Consider the following 20,658-nt stretch of genomic DNA (forward strand, 5'->3'; position numbering starts at 1 on the left):
GTTCAGCTGTCGCCGCGGTCGGTGAGCCCCTCGGCGAAGTCCAGGCGCCGCATGGCCTTTCGGAACACCTCGTCGTCGATCCGGGCGGCGCGCCGTTCCTCGACGAACACCTTGCGCTGCACCTGCAGCAGTTCGATCCGGATCCGGTTGGCCGCGGCGGTCGGGCTCTCGCCGATCGTGTCCGGGCCGCGACCGAGCTCCTCCCAGGCGGTATTGCGTTGTGTGGTCACCCATTTGCGCAGCATTCCGATCTGGTGCCGGCGTACGTCGTCGGGCGCCATGGCGGCCTCGATCTCGTCGAGCCGGAGTTCGGCCTCGCGGGAGGCACGGTCCTGTGCCGCGGCATAGGTGAGCCGATCGGCGGCGGTGTCGTCGTCGGCGACCCCGAGACGCCGGATCAGCCACGGCAGGGTGGTGCCCTGCAACCCCAACGTGCCGACCACCACCACGAACGTCAGGAACAAGACCTCCGCGCGCGCCGGGAACGCCTCCCCGGACTGGGTGGTGAGCGGGATGGTCGCGGCCGCCGCGAGGGACACCACCCCGCGCATCCCGGCCCAGCCGACGATGAACACCGACGCCGGTGTGGGCGGGGGCTCGGCCTCCCGGATGGACCGCGACAGCAGGCGCGGCAGATACGTCGCCGGATACACCCAGAGCAGGCGGGCCACGATCACCGTGGCCAGCACCAGTACGGAGTCGACGGCGATGTGCGCCCACGATTCCCCGGCCAGCCCCCGCACCAGGTCGGGCAGCTGCAATCCGATCAGCAGGAACACGAAGGACTCGAGCAGCGCGTCGATCGACTTGCGGACCGACTCGTCCTGCAGCCGTGTGGCATAGCCGACCCGCAGCGACCGCTGACCGAGCAGCAGGCCCGCGGTGACCACCGCGATCACCCCGGAGGTGTGCAGCTCCTCGGCGACGAAGTAGGTGCCGAACGGGACCATGATGCCGATCGCGGTCTCCAGCGTCGGATCGGTGAGCCAGTTGCGTACCCAGCCGGTCAGATAACCGATCGCCAGGCCCACGACGACACCGCCCACCGCCGCCAGCAGGAAGGTGGCGACCCCGTCCCAGACGGTGGTGGTGGCACCGATCGCGGCGGCCACCGCCACCCGCAGTGCGGTCAGTGCGGTCGCGTCGTTGAGCAGACTCTCCCCGCCGAGCAGCGTCATCAGGCGCCGGGGCAGGCCCACCCGGCGCCCGATCGCCTGCGCCGACACCGCATCCGGTGGGGCCACCACCGCGCCGAGGACCAGCGCCGCCGCCAACGGCAGGTGCGGGACCGCACCCCACGCGACCAGCCCCACCAGCAGCGTCGTGAACAGGGGCAGGCCCACCGCGAGCAGGCCGATGGCCCGTCCGCTGGCGCGGATGTCCTGGTAGGAGCTGTCCTGGGCGGCCGAATACAACAGGGGCGGCAGGATCACGAACAGCACGAACTCGGGATCGAGGGTGGCGCTGGGCAGCCCCGGGATCCACCCGATACCCAGACCGACCGCGACCAGCACCAGCGGTGCCGACAACCGGAAGTGGCGGCACACGGCGGCGATGGCGAGTGACACCGCCGCGACGAGGAGAAGTGACGCACTCACGCGCTCGAACCTAGTGGGGATAATGGGCCCATGCGAATGTTCGGACGTGGCAACGGCGGGAACGACGCACCGGGTGAGGCCGGCGGTGCCGCGGCACGCTGTCCGGAACTCGGCACGATCGGCGTCGACGAGGCCGCCGATCCGCCCGCCGCGACCGGTCGGGCCGACGAGTGCGAGGACTGTGTGGCGATGGGGGAGCACCATTGGTCGCACCTGCGTAAGTGTCTCGAGTGCGGTCACATCGGGTGTTGTGACTCGTCGCCGCGCCGGCACGCCACCGCGCACTTCCACGACTCCGGACACCCCGTCATGCGTTCGGCTGAACCGGGTGAGCGGTGGCGGTGGTGCTACGTCCACGAGGTGATGGGCTGAACACAGGGTTTCTGCAGGTCTGAGACGTTGTGAAACCGCAATGCGACTCCCGTGGTGCCGCATCCGGATGATCGGGTCGCCACGTAGAATTCGGGGATGACCTCGAACCCCGAGAGCAGCGCGTCGACTCCGACGCCACAGGAGCCCGTCGTTGCGGTGCCGCCACCCGCGGCCGATCCGGCGCCCGAGGCCGCCCGGCCCTCGCTGAACAAGTCGACCCCGGACGCGATGGCGGAGTCGGGGGTTCCGGCCGCCGCGAACGCTCCCGCACAGCCCGCCGCGAACGCTGCACCCGCGCCCGCCGAGCCGGCCGCTGCCGCCCCGGCGGCGCCGGAGCCGAAGCCCGCCCCCGACGCCCCGACCCGGATGCAGGCGACCCGTCCGTCGTCGGTCGGGCCGCCCGACGTCATCGGAACCCCGAACTCGCCCACCGCGACGCGCGTCATGGTGCTCGGCGCCGGTGAACTCGGCAAGGAACTGGTCATCGCATTCCAGCGCCTCGGCGTCGAGGTGATCGCGGTGGACCGGTACGAGGGGGCGCCGGGACAGCAGGTGGCCCACCACGCCGAGGTCGTCGACATGACCGACGCGGATGCGATCCTCGCCCTGGTCGACAAGTACCGACCGAACTATGTGGTGCCGGAGATCGAGGCGATCGCCACCGAGGCCCTGCAGGTGGTGGAACGACGCGGCCAGGCCGAGGTGATCCCGACCGCCGCAGCGGTGATGGCCACGATGAACCGTGAGGGCATCCGGCGGCTCGCCGACGAGGAACTCGGTCTGCCGACCTCGCCGTACCTGTTCGCCGGCTCGCTCGAAGAGATGACCATCGCGGTCAAGCAGATCGGCTACCCGTGTGTGGTGAAGCCGGTGATGTCGTCGTCGGGCAAGGGCCAGACGGTGATCAAGAGCGCCGACGACATCACCGCCGCATGGGAGTGCGCGACCACCGGTGGCCGCGTCGCCACCGATCGGGTGATCATCGAGGGCTGGGTCGAATTCGACTTCGAGATCACCCTGCTGACCGTGCGCGCGATCGACCCCGCGACCGGTCGGATCACCTCCCATTTCTGTGCGCCGATCGGACACAAGCAGGTCGGCGGCGACTACGTGGAGAGCTGGCAGCCGCACGAGATGAGCCCCGACGCACTCGGCGCGGCCACCTCGATCGCGGCCCGGATCGCCACCGCCATGGGCGACGGAAAGCTCGGCGGCCGTGGGATCTTCGGCGTGGAACTGTTCGTCAAGGGTGACGACGTGTACTTCTCCGAGGTCAGTCCGCGACCACACGACACCGGCCTGGTCACGATGGCCACCCAGCGGCTCAGCGAGTTCGAGATGCATGCCCGCGCGATCCTCGGACTGCCGGTCGACGTCACCCTCGCCTCACCCGGTGCGTCGGCGGTGATCTACGGCCAGCTCGACGAGAAGGCGATCGGCTTCACCGACGTCGCACAGGCACTCATGGTGCCCGAGACCGACATTCGGCTCTTCGGCAAGCCGGAGAGCTTCCACCGGCGCCGCATGGGCGTGGTCACCGCCACCGCCGACGACGTCGCCACCGCCCGTGAACGTGCGGTGCGGGCGGCCTCGATCGTCACCCCGGTCAGCGGTCGCGAGGCCAAACACGGTGCGCCCGCACCGGTTCCGCCGGTCATGCCCACCCGTCCGCCGGTCCCGCCCGCCGGTCCGCAGGGTCCCGGAGCACACGGTCCGCAGGGCCCCGGAGCGCCCGGTCCGCAGGGCCCCGGACCGCACGGTCCGGGTCGGCCCGCGCCGGGACCGCGTGGTGCACAACAGCCTCCGCGTCCTCCGGTGGGCCCGGCCGGTGGCGTACCGGGCCGTCCCCCGGTCGGACCTCCGCCGGGGCCGCGTCAGCCGGGCCGGGGTTTCCCGCCGCCCGGCCCGCCGCATCAGGCCGGCGGTCGTCCGCCCGTCGCCCCGCCGGCAGCTCCCACACCCGCACCCGACGAGTCGACCACCGACCCGTCACGCGCCGTCGTCGACTGAGCGGCGCGTCGATGCCGCTCTACGGCGACATCATCGTCGGCGTCGTCATCCTGATCGGGCTGCTCGGCATCGTCATCCCGGTGATCCCGGGGACGCTGCTGGTCGTCGTGGCGATCCTGGTCTGGGCGGCGATCGTCGGCGGATGGGCATGGGCCGTACTCGGTGTCGCGGTGGCTCTGATCGCGATCACCGAGACCGTCAAATATCTTGTCGCAGGCCGGGTCCTGCGGTCTGACGGAATCCCCAACCGCACCGTCGTCGTCGGTGCGGTCGTCGGGATCGTCGGCTTCTTCGTGATCCCGGTGGTGGGACTGTTCCTCGGCTTCATCGTCGGTGCGATGCTCGCCGAGCTCGTCCGCACCCGCTCCACGACGCAGGCCTGGCGGGGGACGGTGTCGGCGTCCCGGGCGGCCGCCTACACGATCGGGATCGAACTGTTCGGCGGGTTGCTCGCCGCAGGCACCTGGCTCGGTGGCGCGATCGCGTTGTGAGCGTGGGTTGTCGGCGTCGGTGGGGTTGCGTTCGTGTGGTGGCCGCCGGAGGTCTCGACTCGGGTCCTCGCCTGGCGGCTCGGTCCCGGCTCGACCATCGTGGGGGGCTGGTGGTTTGTGGGTGGGCGGAGGCGCGGTCGCGGTGTGAGCGTGGGCGGCGGAGGTCTCGACACGGGTCCTCGCGGTGCTCGGTCCCGGCTCGACCATCGTTGGGTGCGGGGGCCCGACTCGAGACCATCGTGGGTCGGCGACCGACAGCGGCCGCCGAACTCACTCGGACATGGGCACCTTGCGGGCGCTGTGCGTCCCGATCGGCACGATCATCGGACCACCGAAGACGGGGTCGGTGATGATCTCGGCCCGCAGACCGAAGGCCTGATCGAGCAGTTCGACGCTGATCACCGACTCCGGGGGCCCCTGCTCCACCAACTGGCCGTCGCGCATCACGAACAGCGAATCGCTGTAGCGGACGGCCAGATTCAGGTCGTGGAGGACCATCACGATGGTCTTGCCGTGATCGACCTTCAGCGAGTGCACCAGGTCGAGCACCTCGAGTGAGTGCGTCAGGTCCAGGTAGGTGGTCGGCTCGTCGAGCAACAGCAGATCGGTGCCCTGCGCCAGTGCCAGGGCGATCCACACCCGCTGGCGCTGACCACCCGACAGCGCATCGAGGGTGCGGTCGGCGAGCGCGGCGGTCGCGGTCAGCTCGAGCGCCTCGTCGACGGCCTCCTCGTCCTCCGACGACGCCTGCCGATACCACTTCTGGTACGGGTGCCGGCCGCGCCCGACCAGATCGCGGACCGTCAGACCCTCGGGGGCCACCGGGTTCTGCGGCAGGATGCCGAGGGTCTGGGCCACCGACTTGGGTCGCAGGGTGGTGATGTCGGAGCCGTCGAGCAGGACCGTCCCCGACTTCGGCGGGAGCAGTCGCGCCAGACACCGCAACAGCGTGGACTTGCCACAGCCGTTGGGGCCGATGATCGTGGTGACCGCGGCGTCGGGCACATCGACGTCGAGTCCGTCGATGATGATCCGCTCGTCGTAGCCGACGACGAGATCGCGGGCCGAGAGTCTGCTCATACGGTGGCCTTTCGGGAGATCGAGACCATCAGGTAGATCAGGAACGGGCCGCCGATGGCAGCGGTCACGATACCCACCGGCAGGCCATCGGGCAGGACGGTGCGGGCCAGGATGTCGCCGCCGACGACGAGGATCGCACCGATCGCACCCGACGCGACCGGGGTGGGCACGGCGCTACCGGTCAGGCGCATCGCGATCTGCGGGGCGAGCAGTGCGACGAAGGCGATCGGGCCGGCCGCCGACACCGCGAGTGCGGCCACCACCACGGCGATCAGCAGCACCGCCGTCGACACCGCCATGGTGCGCACCCCGAGCCCACGGGCCAGGTCGTTGCCGAGGGTCATCGCATCGATCTGCCGGGCGAGCACACCCACCCCGACGACGGCGACGACCACGGCGAGGGCGACCGGCCACACCGACGCCCACGACGTGTTGGACACCGAACCCACCAGCCACACCTGCGCGCGCCCGACGTCCCGGATGTCGGCGCGGGTCAGCCAGTACGCCGTCACCGACTGCAGGATCCAGGTCATGCCGACACCGATCAGCACCAGCCGGGTCGGATTGATCGCACTGTTGGCCTTGCGTCCCGGCCAGGCCAGGATGTACATCACCGCGGCCACCCCGAGCCCGCCGATCAGGGCGGCGGTGGGCACACCCAGGTCGGCCAGCCATGCACCCCAGGTGGAGCCGAAGGCGATGGCCGCGACCGCGGCCATGCCGGCCCCGGCGGTGATCCCGAGCATGTCCGGGGTGGCCAGGGGGTTGCGGGCGATCAGCTGGGTCAGCGACCCCGACAACCCGAGCGCGAAGCCGACCAGTACCGACACCAGTGCGCGGGGGACGGCGTCGTCGAGGATCACGACGTTCTCGATCCGGGTGCCGCCACCGAGCAGGATGCGTATCACGTCGGCCGGCGTGACCGGGTAGTCGCTGATCGTGATGCTCAGCAGGAACAGCACGAAGGCGATGACGAACGCCACGGTCACGCTGAGCACCATGCGGGGACGCAGGACCCAGGCGGTCGGGCCGACACGGACGATCCGGGAGGGGCTGTCGAGGATGCTCATACGCTCGTCAACTTCGTTCGTCGGACCATGGCGATCAGGAACGGGGCGCCGACGAATGCCAGCATCACACCGACCTGGATCTCACCCGGCCGGGCGATGACCCGGCCGAGGATGTCGCAGACCAGCAGCAATGCCGCACCGATCAGGGCGGAGAACGGGACGATCAACCGGTAGTCGGGGCCGGTGATCGCCCGCGCTATGTGGGGTACCACGAGCCCGAGGAACACGATCGGTCCGCATGCGGCGGTCGCGGCACCCACCAGCAGGGTGATCGCGAGGATGCCGATCGCCCGGATCAGCAGCACCCGGGACCCGAGCGCCTTGGTCATGTCGTCGCCGAGGCTCAGGATGTTGAGGAAGAAGCCGCTGGCCACCGCCAGCACCAGTCCGACGACGACGAACGGAATGGCGGCCCAGAAGATCTCGATGCCGCGCCCCGACGTCGACCCGACACTCCAGAACCGCCAGGTGTCCAGGGATGCGGTGTCGGTGAGCACGATCGCCGATGTGATGGCGATGAGCAGCGCCGACAACCCGGTACCGGCGAGGACCAGCGTGATCGGTCCGGTGCCGGTGAGTGCCGAGACCCCGAACACCGCGGCCGCGGCGATCACCGCACCGATCATGCCGAAACCCATGTAGGCCAGCGGTGCCGAGATGCCGAAGACGTAGACGCCGGTGACCACCGCGCAGGCGGCGCCGGCGTTGACGCCGAGGATGCCGGGGTCGGCGATCGGGTTGCGGGTGTGGCCCTGGGTGATCGCGCCGGCCGCACCGATCGCCGCGCCGACGATCAGGCCGAGCACCGTGCGGGGGACGCGCAGATCCCAGACGATCCCGGCGGTGTCGGTGGACTTGTCGATCTGGGGGGCGCGCAGGTCGAACACGGCACGCCAGATCTCGGCACACCCGGAGGTGAACGCATTCCAGGTGGCATCGAAGGGTAGGTCCCGCGTGCCGATCAGAACCGAGGCGATCGTGCCCGCGACCAGCACCCCGAGGATCAGGATCAACCCCGCCGCACGTCGCACGAAGGGAAACCTTACCTCACGCCGGCGCCATGTCCGGTTTGTTTGATATGGATGACGAAGTAGTCGCCGGACGGCAACTTTTCTGAATCATCGGTAACAGGACCCTGTGAGACTGCGATAAACCTTCACGTAACCATCGGTGCCCCCTCGGGCGCTGTGGACTCGAGATCTTCGGGTCCGTCCGACGCAAGAAGGAGTGACATGAAGAAGTCGATGAAGCGTGCGGTCGCCGCCGTGGCCGCCGCCGCCGGAATCGCCGGTGGATCGTTCGTCGCCACCGCACCGGCCCAGGCCGCGACCCCCAACCTGGTCCTGACCGGCGATGTGTTCTGCAAGTTCGGGTTCACCCCCGGCCAGCCCTGGACCGACGGCATCTGGAACATGACCCGCTACATCAAGGTCACCGCCCAGGGTGCGGACTTCCCCAATGTCACCCTGCAGGAGTTCAACGGCGAGAAGAAGTTCGTCCGGACCCTGAAGAAGGGCGATTCGGTGACCATCAAGACCGTGTGGCGCGGCTGCTTCCCGTCGTCGATCTCCGGCTACACCATCTCCAGCAACGCCGACAACCTGATCGACAACGCCGGCTTCTGGTGGAACCTGCGCCAGATCGACAACATCTTCTCCCCGAGCGGTGTCGCGGCCCCGAACAACGGTGGCGGCAACACCACCCAGGCACAGGCACAGCAGGCGGCAGCCGACTTCGCCGGCTGACCGAGCGCTTTCCCTCTCACGAAAGCGACGAGGGGCGACCGGAGTTCCGGTCGCCCCTCGTGGCGTTTCCGGGTGTGAGGCACGTCAGGCCTTCTGCGCCTTGTCCGGCTCGGACGCGGCGAGCATGTCCTCACGCTCGACGACCTTCACGCGTTCGCGGCCCTGGGCGGCGCCGAGGGAGCGTTCGTGCTCGTCGAGGCGGTACCAGCCGTCCCAGGTGGTGAACGGGACGTTCTTGGACTCGAGCAGTGCGATCACGGCGTCCTCGGACGGGTCGGCCGGGACGTTGAGGGCACCGTTGGTCATGTCCTCGATGATGCATTCGACGGTCTCGTTGGCGTCGCCCTTGGTGTGGCCGATGAGGCCGACGGGGCCGCGCTTGACCCAACCGGTGGTGTAGAGGCCGGTGATGTGGGCGCCCTCGTCGAAGACACGTCCGGCCTCGTTGGGGATGACGCCGGCCTGGTTGTCGAACGGGATCTCCGGCAGGTTGTCGGAGAGGTAGCCGACGGCGCGGTAGACGGCGGTGACGTCCCAGTCGGTGGTCTTGCCGGTGGGCTTGACGTTGCCGGTGCCGTCGAGCTCGGTGCGCTCGGTACGCAGCCCGACGACCTTGCCGTCCTCGCCGAGGATCTCGGTGGGGTTCTCGAAGAAGTGCAGGAACAGCTTGTGGATGGCGCCCTGCTTGGGTTCGCGGATCGCGTAGTTCTCGATGATCGTGGCGACCTGGTCGGTGATCTTCGAGGAGCGGCGGGCCACGGCCGAGCCCTCGTCGTACTCGATGTCCTCGGGGTTGACCACGACCTCGATGTTGGGGGAGTGGTCGAGCTCCTTGAGTTCGAGCGGGGTGAACTTGGCCTGGGCGGGACCGCGACGGCCGAAGACGTGGACCTCGATGGCCTTGTTGGCCTTGAGTCCCTGGTAGACGTTGTCGGGGATCTCGGTGGGGAGTAGCTCGTCGCCGGTCTTGGCGAGGACGCGGGCGACGTCGAGGGCGACGTTGCCGACGCCGATCACGGCGACTTTTTCCTGGTCGAGGGGCCAGGTGCGGGGGAAGTCGGGGTGGCCGTCGTACCAGGCGACGAACTGGCCGGCGCCGTAGCTGCGTTCGAGGTCGACGCCGGGGATGGTGAGGGCGCGGTCGTCGGTGGCGCCGGTGGAGAAGATCACCGCGTCGTAGAGCGATTTGAGCTCGGCGAGGGTGATGTCGGTGCCGTAGTCGATGTTGCCGAGCAGGCGGACCTGCGGCTTGTCGAGGACCTTGTGCAGGGCGGTGATGATGCCCTTGATCCGCGGGTGGTCGGGTGCGACGCCGTAGCGGATGAGGCCGAACGGCGCGGGCATCCGCTCGTAGAGATCGATGCTGACGCCCCGATCCTTGGCGGTATCGGACTTCATCAACGCGTCGGCGGCGTAGATCCCGGCGGGACCCGCACCGACGATGGCAACGCGCAACGGACGGCTCTGATCTGTCATAAGGTGTCGGTACCTCGGTTCTCGATGTCTCCGACGCCCGCGGTGCACGGCGGTGCGTCGACGCTTATCCCTTCTACGGTAGGCGCTGCGCGCCCAGAGCCAAAATCCCGGTTAAGGGTCACCTTACTTCTGTGGCTGCCGTGGCGATCGGCTCGACAGCCTGCGAGGCGACCCAGGGAATGGTCAGAACGGTGGGAACCGACATCGCCGAACCGACCTGCTGGTCGAGGTACGCGACTCGTTTACCGGTCACGAACGGCTGCCGGTTCCACGCCGCGTCGGACTGCAGTTTGGCGTTGGAGCCCTGCCAGTCGATGGCGACGACGATGTCGGCGGCGTCGAGCATGGACACGTTCTCCGGTGACAGAGTTCCGTAGAAACCGCTGGTGATGGTCGATTTCAGGGACTCGGGGAAGGCGAGGCCGTAGTCGATCAGGGTCTGTCCGCGGCCGTCGCCGGCGCCGTACACCGAGATCGAGCCGTCGGCCGACCGGGTCACCGCCACCGCCGTCTTGCCCGCGAACTCGGGGTGATCGGTGCGGATCGACGCGAGCTGCGCCTTGACCTGGGCGATCTTGTCGGCGACCGCCTTGGGCTGTCCGACGGCCTTGCCGATCTCGGTGGCCTGGACGTCCCACGGCACCTGCCAGTCGGGATAGTTCGCGGGACGAACGATGGTCGGGACCGCCGCGGTCAGCTTGTCGTACTGGGCGCGATCGGGGGCGGCACCGACCGCGGTGATCAGCTGGGGGTCGGTGGCGAGGGTCTTGGGGATCATCGCGCCGAACTCCGCGGAGACGTTCGGCAGGATCACCGGCTGGTTGTCGCCGAGCAGCTCGGCATTCCACGGTGTGACCCGCTGGGTGGGGTCGGCGAACGGTGCGATGGTGGTCGGCTGCACGCCCAGGGCGAGGAGGGTGTCGGCATCGCCCACGCCCATCGCCGCGACCCGGGTGACCGGTTCGTCGATGGTGGTCGACCCGTACTGGTGCTCGATGGTGACCGGGATCGCCCCGGCCTCCGGGGCGGGCGCGGTGGCGCCGCCGTTGTCCTCGGCGGGAGAACTGCAGGCACCCACGACGAGGGCGGTGGCCAGCGCGAGCGTGGCGACCATCCCGTGTCGGCGGGTGATGCCCGACAGATGGGCGCGGCGACGGCGGTGGTCTCGACTGGTGAACATGATCTCCCTCCCCGGCCATTTGGTGAGGGTCACCTTACGCACCGGACGGGTCCGATGGGGCGGATCGAGGGCGGCGACAACTACTGCGACATGCGTCGATAGACTGATCGCCATGGCCAAAGGTGCGCGCAGGAGTTCGGCGCCGGAGCCCACCGACCCCCAACCCGACGACGCACCACCGCCCTCGTGGCGCAATGCCTGGCCATTTCTGGTCGCGCTGGTCGTCGTCGCCCTGGCGGCGCTCGGGATCGGGCTCTCGTATCTGTTCCGACCCGCGGAGGAACGGGCGAGTGACGCGGCGAAGGTGCAGTACGCGATCAACGATCAGTACACCGCACGCAACAACGTCGACTACGCCGCCTATCGGGAGTCGACCTGCGCCGCGGAACTGGCCTCGACGGGATTCCCGTCGGAACAGACCTTCACCACCGAGAACCAGGCGTCGTTGGAGGCCAACGGGCGGGTGATCATCCCCGAGATCACCGACGTCTCCGTCGACGGCGACCGGGCGACGGCGAAGGTACATTGGCAATTCGACAAGAAGTCCGACCAGACGCACACCGTCGACACGGTGGTCGTGCGCGAGGACGGCAACTGGAAGGTGTGCAAGGCATGACATATGCCGGAGATCTGACCCCGCAACAGGCATGGGAAAAGCTGGAGAACGATCCCAAGGCCAAGCTGGTGGACTGTCGCACCCGACCGGAGTGGGCCTACGTCGGCGTCCCGGATCTCGAGATCCTGGGCAAGCAAACACTTTTCATCGAATGGGTGACATTCCCCGAGGGTCGTGCCAACGAGTCGTTCGTCGCCGAGCTGCGTGACGCAGGGATCGCCGACGACGACGAGGTGATCTTCATCTGCCGGTCCGGGCACCGCTCGATCGGCGCGGCCGAGGCCGCCACCGCCGACGGAATCGCCAAGGCGTACAACATCGTCGACGGATTCGAAGGACAGCTCGACGAGTTCGACCACCGTGGCGGAGCGGGCTGGCGGGCCCTCGACCTTCCGTGGAGGCAGTCGTGATCTACCGGCAGAACCTTCCCGAGGGCGTGTCCGCCGACACCCTCGCCGTGCGCGGCGGTCTGACGCGGTCGGGTTTCTTCGAGACCTCCGAGGCGCTGTTCCTCAACAGCGGCTACGTCTACGACTCGGCCGAGGCCGCCGAGCGTGCCTTCACCGGTGAGGACGAGCGATTCGTCTACTCCCGCTACGGGAATCCGACCGTCGAGATGTTCCAGGAGCGACTGCGTCTGCTCGAGGGCGCCGAGGCGTGCTTCGCCACCGCGAGCGGCATGTCGGCGGTCTTCGTGGCACTCGGTGCGCTGCTCAAGGCCGGTGACCGGCTCGTCGCCGCGCGCAGCCTGTTCGGCTCGTGTTTCGTGGTGGCCAACGAGATCCTGCCGCGGTGGGGTGTGCACACCGACTTCGTCGACGGCGAGGACCTCACCCAGTGGGAGCAGGCCCTCTCGACGCCGGCCGACGCGGTGTTCTTCGAGACCCCGTCCAATCCGATGCAGACCCTCGTCGACGTCGCCAAGGTGTCCGAGCTGGCGCACGCCGCAGGCGCGAAGGTGGTGCTGGACAACGTCTTCGCCACCCCGCTGCTGCAGCGCGGCCTGGACCTCGGGGCCGACGTGGTGGTCTATTCCGGCACCAAGCACATGGACGGCCAGGGCCGGGTCATGGGCGGTGCGGTGCTCGGCACCACCGAGTACATCGACGGCCCGGTGCAGACCCTGATGCGGCACACCGGCCCGGCGCTGAGCCCGTTCAACGCGTGGACCCTGCTCAAGGGGCTCGAGACCATGCGGCTGCGGGTGGATGCGTCGGTGGCCTCGGCGCTGCGCATCGCGCAGTTCCTCGAGGACGACCCGCGCGTCCGCTGGGTGAAGTACCCGTTCCTGAAGTCGCATCCGCAGTACGAGCTGGCGATCGAGCAGATGACCGGCGGCGGCACCGTGGTGACCTTCGAGCTCAACGACCACGACGGCGTCGGTGGCAAGGAGCGGGCCTTCGAGGTGCTCAACCGGTTGCGGGTGATCGACATCTCCAACAACCTGGGCGACTCGAAGTCGCTGGTCACCCACCCGGCCACCACCACCCACCGTGCGATGGGACCGGAAGGGCGTGCGGCGATCGGCCTGAGCGACTCCGCACTCCGGCTGTCGGTGGGTCTGGAGGGGATCGACGATCTCCTGACCGACCTCGATCAGGCCCTGGGCTGAACCGCCCGGACCCGATCGGTATTCAGCTCTGACGCGGGGTCATCCCGGCGGCCGGAAGGTCGTCGAGGGTGACCCCGAGTGCGTTGAGCACCGTCTGCAGCTTCGCGGTGGTCTCGGTCAGTTCGGCCTGCGGGTCGGAGCCGGCGACGATCCCGCCGCCCGCCCACATGCGCACCCCGGTCCCGGTGCGATCGAGTTCGAGGCAGCGGATGGTGACCATCCACTCGCCGTTGCCGGCGGCGTCTGCCCAGCCGACCGCACCGGCATACAGGCCGCGCGGTTCCTCGTGTGTCCGGATGAACCGCGCCGCGACGTCGGCCGGCGTACCGCAGGTGGCCGGGGTGGGACTCAGCATCATGGCGAGATCGAGTGCGGTGGAATCCGATTCGGTCAGCACCGCGTGCACCGGGGTGGCCAGGTGCCACATCTCGCCGGTCGACAGCAGTTCCGGCCGCCCGCCGATCTCGAGGTCGGTGGCGATCGGGGCCAGTCGCCGACGCAGATGTTCGACGACGAAGGTGTGCTCGCGGTGGTCCTTGGCCGAGCCGGCCAGCGCCTCCCGGGACCGTCGATCGGCGGCGGGATCGGCGTGGCGCGGCGCCGAGCCGGCGTAGGGCAGGCAGGTGACCTCACGACCGTGCTTGCGCAGCAACAACTCCGGGCTCGCCCCGACCAGCCGGCCGGTTCCGGTGTCGACGGCGAACGCATTGTGTTCGTGATTGCCGCCGGCCAGTGCGGCCAGCAGGTCGTCGACGTCGGCAGGGGCGTCGAGCCGGCCGGTGAGCGCGCGTGCCAGCACCACCTTGTCCAGACCGCCGTCGGCGATGGCGGCGACGGCGGCCTGGACGCGCGCCAGATGCGTTGCCAGGTCGGGGATCTCGACGACCGAGGTCAACCGTCGTGTGGTGGGTTGTGCGCCGGGCAGCGGGATACGGGTGTGGTGCAGCGCGGTGGGGGCGATCAGGGCCGAGGGCTCGAGCGGGTCGAAGGCGAGTGCGCCGACCACCGAGTCCACCCGCCTTTCGCGTAGATCGCGGGCGGCGGCGGCCGCATCCGGGTAGCGGCGGACGACACCGGCGGCCCGGACCACACCGTGCGGCCGGGACAGGATGAACACGTCAGGACTCACCTCACCCAACCTACCGAGCCCGCACGCAGGGGTTTCGCTCACGCTGGGTGAAAATTGACACCCCGCCGGCGGATCGGCCACTCTGGGTGCAGGTCATGAGTGCCAGCGACAAGCCCCGGCTCGCTGGTCGGCAACCCTCCTCCGCGGTGGGGTGCTCCGGGTGACGACCTGGCCGTGTACCGACCGGGCACGGCAAGCGTGGATCCTCCGAGGAGTTCAACCGATGACTGCTGTCGTCAGCCAGACAATCGTTCCCACCGTCGCCGACACCCCCGTCGCCGACACCACCGTGTGCGATCCGGTGCGCGACACCGCGATCGCCCCGCTGGCCGCCGTGGCCGGCGCCGACGAGTGTGCCCCACTCGCCGACGGCACCGAGATCGCTTACGCCAACCTCGATTACGCCGCGAGTGCCCCGGCGCTGGCCGCCGTCGCCGAGGCCGTCACCACCGCCCTCACCGGATACGCCAGCGTGCACCGCGGCGCCGGTCACCTCTCGCAGGTCACCACCCGCCGGTACGAGCAGTGCCGGGAGACGGTGCGGCGCTTCGTCCGTGGCCGCACCGACGACACCGTCGTGTTCACCCGCAACACCACCGATGCGCTGAACCTCGCAGCGCACTGCGTCCGCGGCGACGTCGTCGTCCTCGACATCGAGCATCACGCCAACCTGCTGCCGTGGGTCTCCCGGGAGACCGGCGCCACCCGGATCGTGACCGCCCGCGACACCATCGAGGCGACCCTCGACGCGGTGGAATGCGAACTCGCCGCGGCCCCGGCCGCGCTGCTCGCGGTGACCGCCGCGTCCAATGTCACCGGTGAGGTCCTGCCGATCGGACGGCTCGCCGCGATCGCCCACCGTCAGGGTGCGCGCATCCTGGTGGATGCGGCGCAACTGGTGGCGCACCGGCCCGTGTCGGTCGTCAGCCACGGCATCGACTACCTGGTGTTCTCCGGCCACAAGCTCTACGCACCGTTCGGTGCCGGGGTGCTGATCGGACGCCCCGACTGGCTCGATGCCGCCGACCCCTACCTGGCCGGCGGCGGTGCCTCGGCCGCCGTCGCCGTGGTCGGCGAGCCCGACGCCAACTGCGCGTCGACCGCCTGGCATACCGGCGCCGCCCGCCACGAGGGCGGCTCCCCGAACGTCCTGGGTGCGGTGGCGATCGCCGCGGCCTGCGAGGCGATCACCGAGATCGGCTTCGAGACCATCGGTCACCACGAGCACATCCTGCGGAAACGGCTCGACGCCGGCCTCGCCGCGATCGACGGTGTCACGCCGCTGCGCATCTTCGACGACGCACCCGATCGCGTCGGGATCGCCGGATTCGACGTCGACGGCCACACCCCGCGTGCGGTGGCGGAGTATCTGAGCGATCACCACGGTATCGGGGTGCGCGACGGCAAGTTCTGTGCGCATCCGCTGCTCAACCGGCTCGGCAGGCCCGACGGTGCGGTCCGCGCCAGCTTCGGGCTCGGCACCGGTTCCGCCGACATCGACCGCCTCGTCGACGCGGTCGGCCGCCTCGCCGTGCCGCACCGGGCCGACGCCCACCGGCCGGGCACCCGATGCGCCGGCACCCACCACACCGACATCCACCACACCAGCGACCACCACACCGGAGAACCGACGTCATGACCATCGAACTCGCCGACCACCGTCTGCTCAGCATCGGCCGCCCCCCGCTGAAGGTGGCGCTGGCCGGGGACGTCCCGGCAGATCAGCTGCCGATCGTCGTCCGCCGTCCCACCCTGCGCGACGCCCAGCGGGCACGCTCGCTGCTGCGTGCCGGTTCCCGCGACACCGCCAACTTCAGCGTCGCGCTGGAGGTGGAGGTGGCCATCGCCCCGCATCCGGCGTCGGCACGCGCGGCGGTGGCGCAGCTGCCCGACGAACTCGACGGTGGCACAGTGCGTTATGTGGGCACGCCGAGCGGTCTGCTCACCCTGATCCGCGACATCTACGCCGCGGAGGTCGCCGACGCCGTGCTGCTCGTCCCGCTCGACGGGTCGGCCACCGAGAACCGCATCCGCCAGCTCGTCCTGCCTGCGGTGACCTCGGTGGTTCGCGCCGCCTGAGTCGTCGAAGCCCTCGGGCCCGGACGGACGCCCGGACCCGGACAGGAACCGAGTACAGACAAGAAACAGCAAGCGCGGCAAGACCTCTGGTCTCGCCGCGCTTGTTCTGCCGGTGCTCGCGGGTGTTGCCGGTCAGGCCTCGCCGCGCTCCCACTGCTCGATCAGTGCGGTCTCGGCCTCGTCGGTGAGGACGCCGTACAGCTTGAACCGGGCCATACCGCCGTCGGGGAACACGTCCATCCGGGCCTCGGTCATCGGGCGATCGAGATCGATGACGAACCGATGCCGGGTGTCGGGCTGCAGATCGGTGCGCGGCAACACCTCGAACCAGTCGCCGGTCTCGCCGTCGCGGCCGCGGACCGTGGCCGAGCCCGGGGCGTTGCCCAGGAAGTAGCTGGTGTCGAGTTCCACCAGGTTCACGCGGCCCTGTCCGGCCAGGCGCACCTGCACCCAGTCGTTGCCGTCGTCGCGGCGGCGCGAGGTCTCCCAGCCCTCACCCATGTGCCGGGCGCGGCCGGGCATCAGCAGGTTGTTGGGGGAGCTGTAGAACATGTTGGAGCATGCGGTGATCAGGCCGCCGTTCTCCAGCGCGGCCAGGTCGAAGTGCCCGTAACGGAAGAACCTGGGATCGGGGACGCCGCGGCCGTGCACCCGGAACCGGGCGACACCGCCGTCGGGATGCATGGTGAGCCGGACGTGGGTGAACCGGCTGGTGGCGTCGACCTTGAACGGGTTGCGGGTGTCGCCGTCCACCGGGCTCTTCTCGATGATGGTGGTCCACTCGGTGTCGTCGAGCAGCTGCTGCACCGACGGCACGCCCTCGACGGCGGCGGCCTCCACCGAGATGAACGGCGGGTAGTTGCCCTTGAACCAGGCGGTGTCGACGACGACGCCGTACACCACTCCGGGGGCGCCGAGGCGCACGATCGCCTGGTCGACGCCGTCGCTGCGTCGTCGGCGGGTCTCCCAGCCGTCGTAGATCTGTCCCTTGTGTCCGAAGGTCGCCGGCCGGTACTCCGCGGGACCGGTCTTGATCAGGTTCTGGGCCTCGGCGAACAGGTCGTCGTTGCACCACACCACCGCACCGCCGAGATCGCGAAGTGCCAGGTCAGGCATCGAAGTGAAGTGGGGGCGGGTACCTGAATGGGGAGGCGGCGGCTGCGGGGTCACGAGTTCTGATCCTAGTGGGGTGTTGCCCCGCGTCGAATCGGGGCGCATACTTGCTGGCGCCAACTAATTGCTGTCTGCAACTGATTGCGCATTGCACGTAAATCGGACATTTCACTCCTGGACGGGATTCCGGCATGCTCGACCCCCAACTCATGGACCAGCTGTTCGACAGTCTGATCCGGTTCGTCCGCATCCGCGAACGGGCCGTCCACACCACCTTCCGGACCTCGGAGGGCGAGGTGGAGACCGCCGCGTTCAAGGCGCTCTTCCCGCTCTCCCGCAACCCCATGCGGTCGCGGGAACTCGCCGCAGAACTCACCGCAGACCCGTCGACGGTGAGCCGGCACGTCGCCGCACTCGTCGACCTCGGACTGGTGCGCCGCGAGGCCGATCCCGCCGACGGCCGTGCCACCCTGCTGGTCATCACCGACGCGGGACGGGCCCGTGTCGAGGCCATGCGTTCGATCCGGCGCGAGGCCATGGACCGCGCCATGGGTGACTGGACCGACGGCGAGCTGGCAACCCTGGTCACGCTGCTCACCCGTTTCGTCGACGCCGCCGAGACCTTCCTCGTGCCCGACTGCGGGCGTCCCGACAGCCCCGGGACGACCGCCCCGCCCGCCTCGAAAGGATCACGATGACCGACAACCCCACGCGGGCGGCGACGCCCGCATCAGTGGAGGACGAACACGCCGGTGCGGGGTTGACCCACCGGCAGATCCTCACCGTGATGGCCGGACTGATGATCGGCATGTTCCTGGCCGCCCTCGACCAGACCATCGTCTCCACCGCCATCCGCACGATCGCCGACGACCTGCACGGCTACGACATGCAGGCGTGGGTCACCACCGCCTACCTCGTGACCTCCACGATCGTCACCCCGCTCTACGGCAAGCTCTCCGACATCTACGGGCGCAAACCGTTCTTCCTGCTCGCCATCTCGATCTTCGTCGTCGGCTCGCTGCTGTGTTCCATGGCGACGTCGATGTACATGCTCGCCGGGTTCCGCGCCCTGCAGGGCCTCGGTGCCGGCGGTCTGTTCACCCTGGCGCTGACCACCATCGGTGACATCGTCCCGCCGCGCGAACGCGCCAAGTACCAGGGTTACTTCCTGGCCGTGTTCGGCACGTCGTCGGTGCTCGGCCCCGTGCTCGGCGGCTTCTTCGCCGGGCAGTCCTCGATCCTGTGGGTCTCCGGCTGGCGCTGGGTGTTCCTGGTCAACGTCCCGATCGGCATCATCGCGCTGTTCGTGGTGTACGCGGTGCTCAACTACGACCAGCACAAGGGCACCGGCACCCGCACCGACTACTGGGGCGCCACCGCCCTCGCCGTCACCGTCGCACCGCTGCTGATCGTCGCCGAACAAGGACGCATCTGGGGCTGGTGGTCGGGGTGGGCCGTGCTCTGCTACGCCGTCGGCGTCATCGGTCTGGCCGTGTTCGTCTGGATCGAGAAGAAGATGGGCGACGACGCACTCATCCCGTTGCGTGTCTTCGCCAACCCGGTCTTCGCGCAGGGCATCGTCATCTCGATGGTGGTCGGCGCGGTCATGTTCGGCGGGATCTCGATGCTGCCGCAGTACTTCCAGGTGCTGCGCGGGTCGAGTCCGATGGTCGCCGGGCTACAGATGCTGCCCATGGTGGTCGGCCTGATGAGCGGATCGATCGTGTCCGGTCAGCTGATCTCGCGAACCGGGCGCTACAAGGTCTTCACCATCGTCGGATCGGTGCTGATCACCATCGCGACCTTCCTGCTGCACCTGATCACCACGTCGACGCCGGTGTGGCTGGTGATGGTGCTCGCCGCGCTCCTCGGCTTCGGACTGGGCAACCTGATGCAGCCGATCACCCTGGCCATGCAGAACATCCTGCCGCCCAAGGACATGGGGCTGTCGACGGGTACCGCCACCTTCTTCCGGCAGATCGGCGCCACCCTGGGTGTCGCGGTGTTCTTCTCGCTGCTGTTCTCGCTGACCGGACCGAACATCTCCGACGAGATGACCGCCGCGGCCGGCCAACCGGGCTTCTCGGCCGGGGTCGTCGAGGCCGTCCGCTCCGACGACCCGCAGGTCAAGGCGTTCGGTCAGGCACTCGTGGAGGCCGCGCAGCACCCCGGTCAGACCGGTGGCTCCGCCGACAGTGTGATGAGCGACACCTCGGTGATCGCGAAACTCCCCGACAGTCTGTCGCAGCCGATCATGACCGGGTTCGCCAACTCGATGGACACCGTGTTCCTGACCGTGTCGATCGTCTCGCTGCTCGCGATCATCGGCACCATCACCTGGAAGGAACTGCCGCTGCGACGCGGACGTCCGATCGATGTGTCCGAGGGCGCCCCGGCCGGCTGACCGTCCGGATCGGCGAAGACACCGCTGCCCACGGCCCCTCCGAGGGGTCGTGGGCAGCGGTGTCGGTCCTACCGGGGGCGATCAGTGCGAGCCGAAGCGCTCCACCGAGGCCTGTGCGACCTTCTCGGCCTCTTCGCGGCCGACCCAGCCACCGGGGGTGACCTCCTTGCCGGGCTCGAGGTCCTTGTAGTGCTCGAAGAAGTGCGCGATGGCCTTGAGCTCGTGCTCCGGGACGTCACCGAGGTCCTGGATGTGATCCCAGCGGACGTCGCCCGCCGGGACGCAGAGCAGCTTGTCGTCGCCGCCGGCCTCGTCGGTCATCGTGTACATCGCGACGATGCGCGACTTGACGATGACACCCGGGTAGACCGACTCGGGGAGCAGCACCAGCGCGTCCTGCGGGTCGCCGTCCTCGCCGAGGGTGTTGTCGATGTAGCCGTAGTCGGTGGGGTAGCCGAAGGCGGTGTAGAGGTACCGGTCCAGGTAGATCTTCCCGGTCTCGTGGTCGACCTCGTACTTGTTGCGACTACCCTTCGGGATCTCGATGGTCACATCGAATTCCACGCTTCCTCCTTGATCGTGGCAATGGTCGGGCTCAACGATACTGTGGGAGGCGTTGCGTCGACGTTCGAGACCCGGAGGTTGTGTGGGCACACAGCGCGGACCCGCTCCCGCGAATCGGC

The 20,658-nt window shown here is 69.1% G+C and carries 20 protein-coding genes and 1 riboswitch; of the genes, 11 read left to right on the plus strand and 9 right to left on the minus strand.

Features of this window, described 5'->3' with window-relative positions:
- Positions 1-2 precede the first annotated feature (2 nt).
- Entirely contained in the window at positions 3-1,598 is a 1,596-nt protein-coding gene (locus Q9K23_RS16405; protein ID WP_053776560.1) for a Na+/H+ antiporter, read from the minus strand.
- Positions 1,599-1,628: 30 nt separating this feature from the next.
- On the opposite strand from Q9K23_RS16405, the gene Q9K23_RS16410 reads away from it, so the two are divergent.
- The 3 genes from Q9K23_RS16410 to Q9K23_RS16420 all read left to right on the plus strand — a co-directional run bounded on the left by Q9K23_RS16410 (position 1,629) and on the right by Q9K23_RS16420 (position 4,471).
- Entirely contained in the window at positions 1,629-1,970 is a 342-nt protein-coding gene (locus Q9K23_RS16410) for a UBP-type zinc finger domain-containing protein (RefSeq protein ID WP_053776561.1), read from the plus strand.
- A 366-nt stretch (positions 1,971-2,336) separates the two neighbouring features.
- Positions 2,337-3,980, plus strand: coding sequence for a formate-dependent phosphoribosylglycinamide formyltransferase (gene purT / locus Q9K23_RS16415; RefSeq protein ID WP_053776563.1), 1,644 nt, complete (start codon positions 2,337-2,339; stop codon positions 3,978-3,980).
- An 11-nt stretch (positions 3,981-3,991) separates the two neighbouring features.
- Entirely contained in the window at positions 3,992-4,471 is a 480-nt protein-coding gene (locus tag Q9K23_RS16420) for a DUF456 domain-containing protein (RefSeq protein ID WP_020794226.1), read from the plus strand.
- Positions 4,472-4,741: 270 nt separating this feature from the next.
- Here Q9K23_RS16420 and Q9K23_RS16425 read toward each other — a convergent pair whose 3' ends face one another.
- Genes Q9K23_RS16425 through Q9K23_RS16435 form a run of 3 tightly spaced genes read right to left on the minus strand, consistent with a single transcriptional unit; the run spans position 4,742 to position 7,652 of the window.
- Positions 4,742-5,551: an ABC transporter ATP-binding protein gene (locus Q9K23_RS16425; RefSeq protein ID WP_020794386.1), complete on the minus strand. Its 810-nt coding sequence runs from the start codon at positions 5,549-5,551 to the stop codon at positions 4,742-4,744.
- The gene (locus Q9K23_RS16430) at positions 5,548-6,621 is read right to left on the minus strand and encodes an iron ABC transporter permease (RefSeq protein ID WP_053776089.1); all 1,074 of its coding nucleotides are present in this window, start codon (positions 6,619-6,621) and stop codon (positions 5,548-5,550) included. The genes Q9K23_RS16425 and Q9K23_RS16430 overlap by 4 nt, the downstream gene beginning before the upstream one ends.
- Complete coding sequence (locus tag Q9K23_RS16435) at positions 6,618-7,652, minus strand: iron chelate uptake ABC transporter family permease subunit (RefSeq protein ID WP_053776088.1); 1,035 nt, start codon at positions 7,650-7,652, stop codon at positions 6,618-6,620. Before Q9K23_RS16435 ends, Q9K23_RS16430 begins: the two co-directional genes overlap by 4 nt.
- A 201-nt stretch (positions 7,653-7,853) precedes the next feature.
- Between Q9K23_RS16435 and Q9K23_RS16440 the strand changes: the two genes are divergently transcribed.
- Positions 7,854-8,366 carry a hypothetical protein gene (locus Q9K23_RS16440; protein ID WP_053776087.1) on the plus strand — a complete coding sequence of 171 codons (513 nt, stop codon included), beginning with the start codon at positions 7,854-7,856 and terminating at the stop codon, positions 8,364-8,366.
- Between the two features lie 84 nt (positions 8,367-8,450).
- On the opposite strand, the gene Q9K23_RS16445 is transcribed toward Q9K23_RS16440, so the two are convergent.
- Together Q9K23_RS16445 and Q9K23_RS16450 are read right to left on the minus strand one after the other, a co-directional pair.
- Entirely contained in the window at positions 8,451-9,842 is a 1,392-nt protein-coding gene (locus Q9K23_RS16445) for an FAD-dependent oxidoreductase (RefSeq protein ID WP_053776086.1), read from the minus strand.
- 118 nt (positions 9,843-9,960) lie between these two features.
- Positions 9,961-10,956, minus strand: coding sequence for an ABC transporter substrate-binding protein (locus Q9K23_RS16450; RefSeq protein WP_053776090.1), 996 nt, complete (start codon positions 10,954-10,956; stop codon positions 9,961-9,963).
- Positions 10,957-11,134: 178 nt separating this feature from the next.
- On the opposite strand from Q9K23_RS16450, the gene Q9K23_RS16455 reads away from it, so the two are divergent.
- The 3 genes from Q9K23_RS16455 to Q9K23_RS16465 are packed head-to-tail and all read left to right on the plus strand — an operon-like array spanning position 11,135 to position 13,250.
- Positions 11,135-11,638, plus strand: coding sequence for a hypothetical protein (locus Q9K23_RS16455; protein ID WP_053776085.1), 504 nt, complete (start codon positions 11,135-11,137; stop codon positions 11,636-11,638).
- Positions 11,635-12,048, plus strand: coding sequence for a rhodanese-like domain-containing protein (locus Q9K23_RS16460; RefSeq protein ID WP_053776084.1), 414 nt, complete (start codon positions 11,635-11,637; stop codon positions 12,046-12,048). Before Q9K23_RS16455 ends, Q9K23_RS16460 begins: the two co-directional genes overlap by 4 nt.
- Positions 12,045-13,250: an O-succinylhomoserine sulfhydrylase gene (locus Q9K23_RS16465; RefSeq protein WP_020790143.1), complete on the plus strand. Its 1,206-nt coding sequence runs from the start codon at positions 12,045-12,047 to the stop codon at positions 13,248-13,250. The genes Q9K23_RS16460 and Q9K23_RS16465 overlap by 4 nt, the downstream gene beginning before the upstream one ends.
- 22 nt (positions 13,251-13,272) lie before the next feature.
- On the opposite strand, the gene Q9K23_RS16470 is transcribed toward Q9K23_RS16465, so the two are convergent.
- Positions 13,273-14,379 (minus strand): isochorismate synthase, encoded by a 1,107-nt coding sequence (locus Q9K23_RS16470; RefSeq protein WP_261977623.1) that lies wholly within the window; start codon positions 14,377-14,379, stop codon positions 13,273-13,275.
- 91 nt (positions 14,380-14,470) lie between these two features.
- Positions 14,471-14,584, plus strand: a riboswitch (SAM riboswitch).
- A gap of 18 nt (positions 14,585-14,602) precedes the next feature.
- On the opposite strand from Q9K23_RS16470, the gene Q9K23_RS16475 reads away from it, so the two are divergent.
- Both Q9K23_RS16475 and Q9K23_RS16480 read left to right on the plus strand, forming a co-directional pair.
- The gene (locus Q9K23_RS16475; RefSeq protein WP_082365657.1) at positions 14,603-16,018 is read left to right on the plus strand and encodes an aminotransferase class V-fold PLP-dependent enzyme; all 1,416 of its coding nucleotides are present in this window, start codon (positions 14,603-14,605) and stop codon (positions 16,016-16,018) included.
- On the plus strand, positions 16,015-16,458 hold the full coding sequence (locus tag Q9K23_RS16480; protein ID WP_053776081.1) for a hypothetical protein: 444 nt from the start codon (positions 16,015-16,017) through the stop codon (positions 16,456-16,458). Before Q9K23_RS16475 ends, Q9K23_RS16480 begins: the two co-directional genes overlap by 4 nt.
- Positions 16,459-16,590: 132 nt before the next feature.
- Here Q9K23_RS16480 and alc read toward each other — a convergent pair whose 3' ends face one another.
- On the minus strand, positions 16,591-17,574 hold the full coding sequence (alc, locus tag Q9K23_RS16485) for an allantoicase (RefSeq protein ID WP_222838361.1): 984 nt from the start codon (positions 17,572-17,574) through the stop codon (positions 16,591-16,593).
- A gap of 188 nt (positions 17,575-17,762) precedes the next feature.
- On the opposite strand from alc, the gene Q9K23_RS16490 reads away from it, so the two are divergent.
- Both Q9K23_RS16490 and Q9K23_RS16495 read left to right on the plus strand, forming a co-directional pair.
- Positions 17,763-18,269 (plus strand): MarR family transcriptional regulator, encoded by a 507-nt coding sequence (locus tag Q9K23_RS16490; protein WP_020790539.1) that lies wholly within the window; start codon positions 17,763-17,765, stop codon positions 18,267-18,269.
- The gene (locus Q9K23_RS16495; protein WP_053776079.1) at positions 18,266-19,975 is read left to right on the plus strand and encodes an MDR family MFS transporter; all 1,710 of its coding nucleotides are present in this window, start codon (positions 18,266-18,268) and stop codon (positions 19,973-19,975) included. Before Q9K23_RS16490 ends, Q9K23_RS16495 begins: the two co-directional genes overlap by 4 nt.
- 81 nt (positions 19,976-20,056) lie before the next feature.
- Here Q9K23_RS16495 and Q9K23_RS16500 read toward each other — a convergent pair whose 3' ends face one another.
- Complete coding sequence (locus Q9K23_RS16500; protein ID WP_053776078.1) at positions 20,057-20,539, minus strand: inorganic diphosphatase; 483 nt, start codon at positions 20,537-20,539, stop codon at positions 20,057-20,059.
- Positions 20,540-20,658: the final 119 nt, after the last annotated feature.

Origin of the sequence: Gordonia sp. NB41Y, assembly GCF_030718915.1 — a bacterium.
Taxonomy (GTDB): domain Bacteria; phylum Actinomycetota; class Actinomycetes; order Mycobacteriales; family Mycobacteriaceae; genus Gordonia; species Gordonia desulfuricans.

Excerpts from the sequence above, each read along its gene's own strand:
- Q9K23_RS16410 (WP_053776561.1), top strand. The coding sequence starts at position 1,629 with ATGCGAATGTTCGGACGTGGCAACGGCGGGAACGACGCACCGGGTGAG.
- purT (WP_053776563.1), top strand. The coding sequence starts at position 2,337 with ATGCAGGCGACCCGTCCGTCGTCGGTCGGGCCGCCCGACGTCATCGGA.
- Q9K23_RS16420 (WP_020794226.1), top strand. The coding sequence starts at position 3,992 with ATGCCGCTCTACGGCGACATCATCGTCGGCGTCGTCATCCTGATCGGG.
- Q9K23_RS16425 (WP_020794386.1), bottom strand. The coding sequence starts at position 5,551 with ATGAGCAGACTCTCGGCCCGCGATCTCGTCGTCGGCTACGACGAGCGG.
- Q9K23_RS16430 (WP_053776089.1), bottom strand. The coding sequence starts at position 6,621 with ATGAGCATCCTCGACAGCCCCTCCCGGATCGTCCGTGTCGGCCCGACC.
- Q9K23_RS16440 (WP_053776087.1), top strand. The coding sequence starts at position 7,854 with ATGAAGAAGTCGATGAAGCGTGCGGTCGCCGCCGTGGCCGCCGCCGCC.
- Q9K23_RS16445 (WP_053776086.1), bottom strand. The coding sequence starts at position 9,842 with ATGACAGATCAGAGCCGTCCGTTGCGCGTTGCCATCGTCGGTGCGGGT.
- Q9K23_RS16450 (WP_053776090.1), bottom strand. The coding sequence starts at position 10,956 with ATGGTCGCCACGCTCGCGCTGGCCACCGCCCTCGTCGTGGGTGCCTGC.
- Q9K23_RS16455 (WP_053776085.1), top strand. The coding sequence starts at position 11,135 with ATGGCCAAAGGTGCGCGCAGGAGTTCGGCGCCGGAGCCCACCGACCCC.
- Q9K23_RS16460 (WP_053776084.1), top strand. The coding sequence starts at position 11,635 with ATGACATATGCCGGAGATCTGACCCCGCAACAGGCATGGGAAAAGCTG.
- Q9K23_RS16475 (WP_082365657.1), top strand. The coding sequence starts at position 14,603 with ATGACTGCTGTCGTCAGCCAGACAATCGTTCCCACCGTCGCCGACACC.
- Q9K23_RS16480 (WP_053776081.1), top strand. The coding sequence starts at position 16,015 with ATGACCATCGAACTCGCCGACCACCGTCTGCTCAGCATCGGCCGCCCC.
- alc (WP_222838361.1), bottom strand. The coding sequence starts at position 17,574 with ATGCCTGACCTGGCACTTCGCGATCTCGGCGGTGCGGTGGTGTGGTGC.
- Q9K23_RS16490 (WP_020790539.1), top strand. The coding sequence starts at position 17,763 with ATGCTCGACCCCCAACTCATGGACCAGCTGTTCGACAGTCTGATCCGG.
- Q9K23_RS16495 (WP_053776079.1), top strand. The coding sequence starts at position 18,266 with ATGACCGACAACCCCACGCGGGCGGCGACGCCCGCATCAGTGGAGGAC.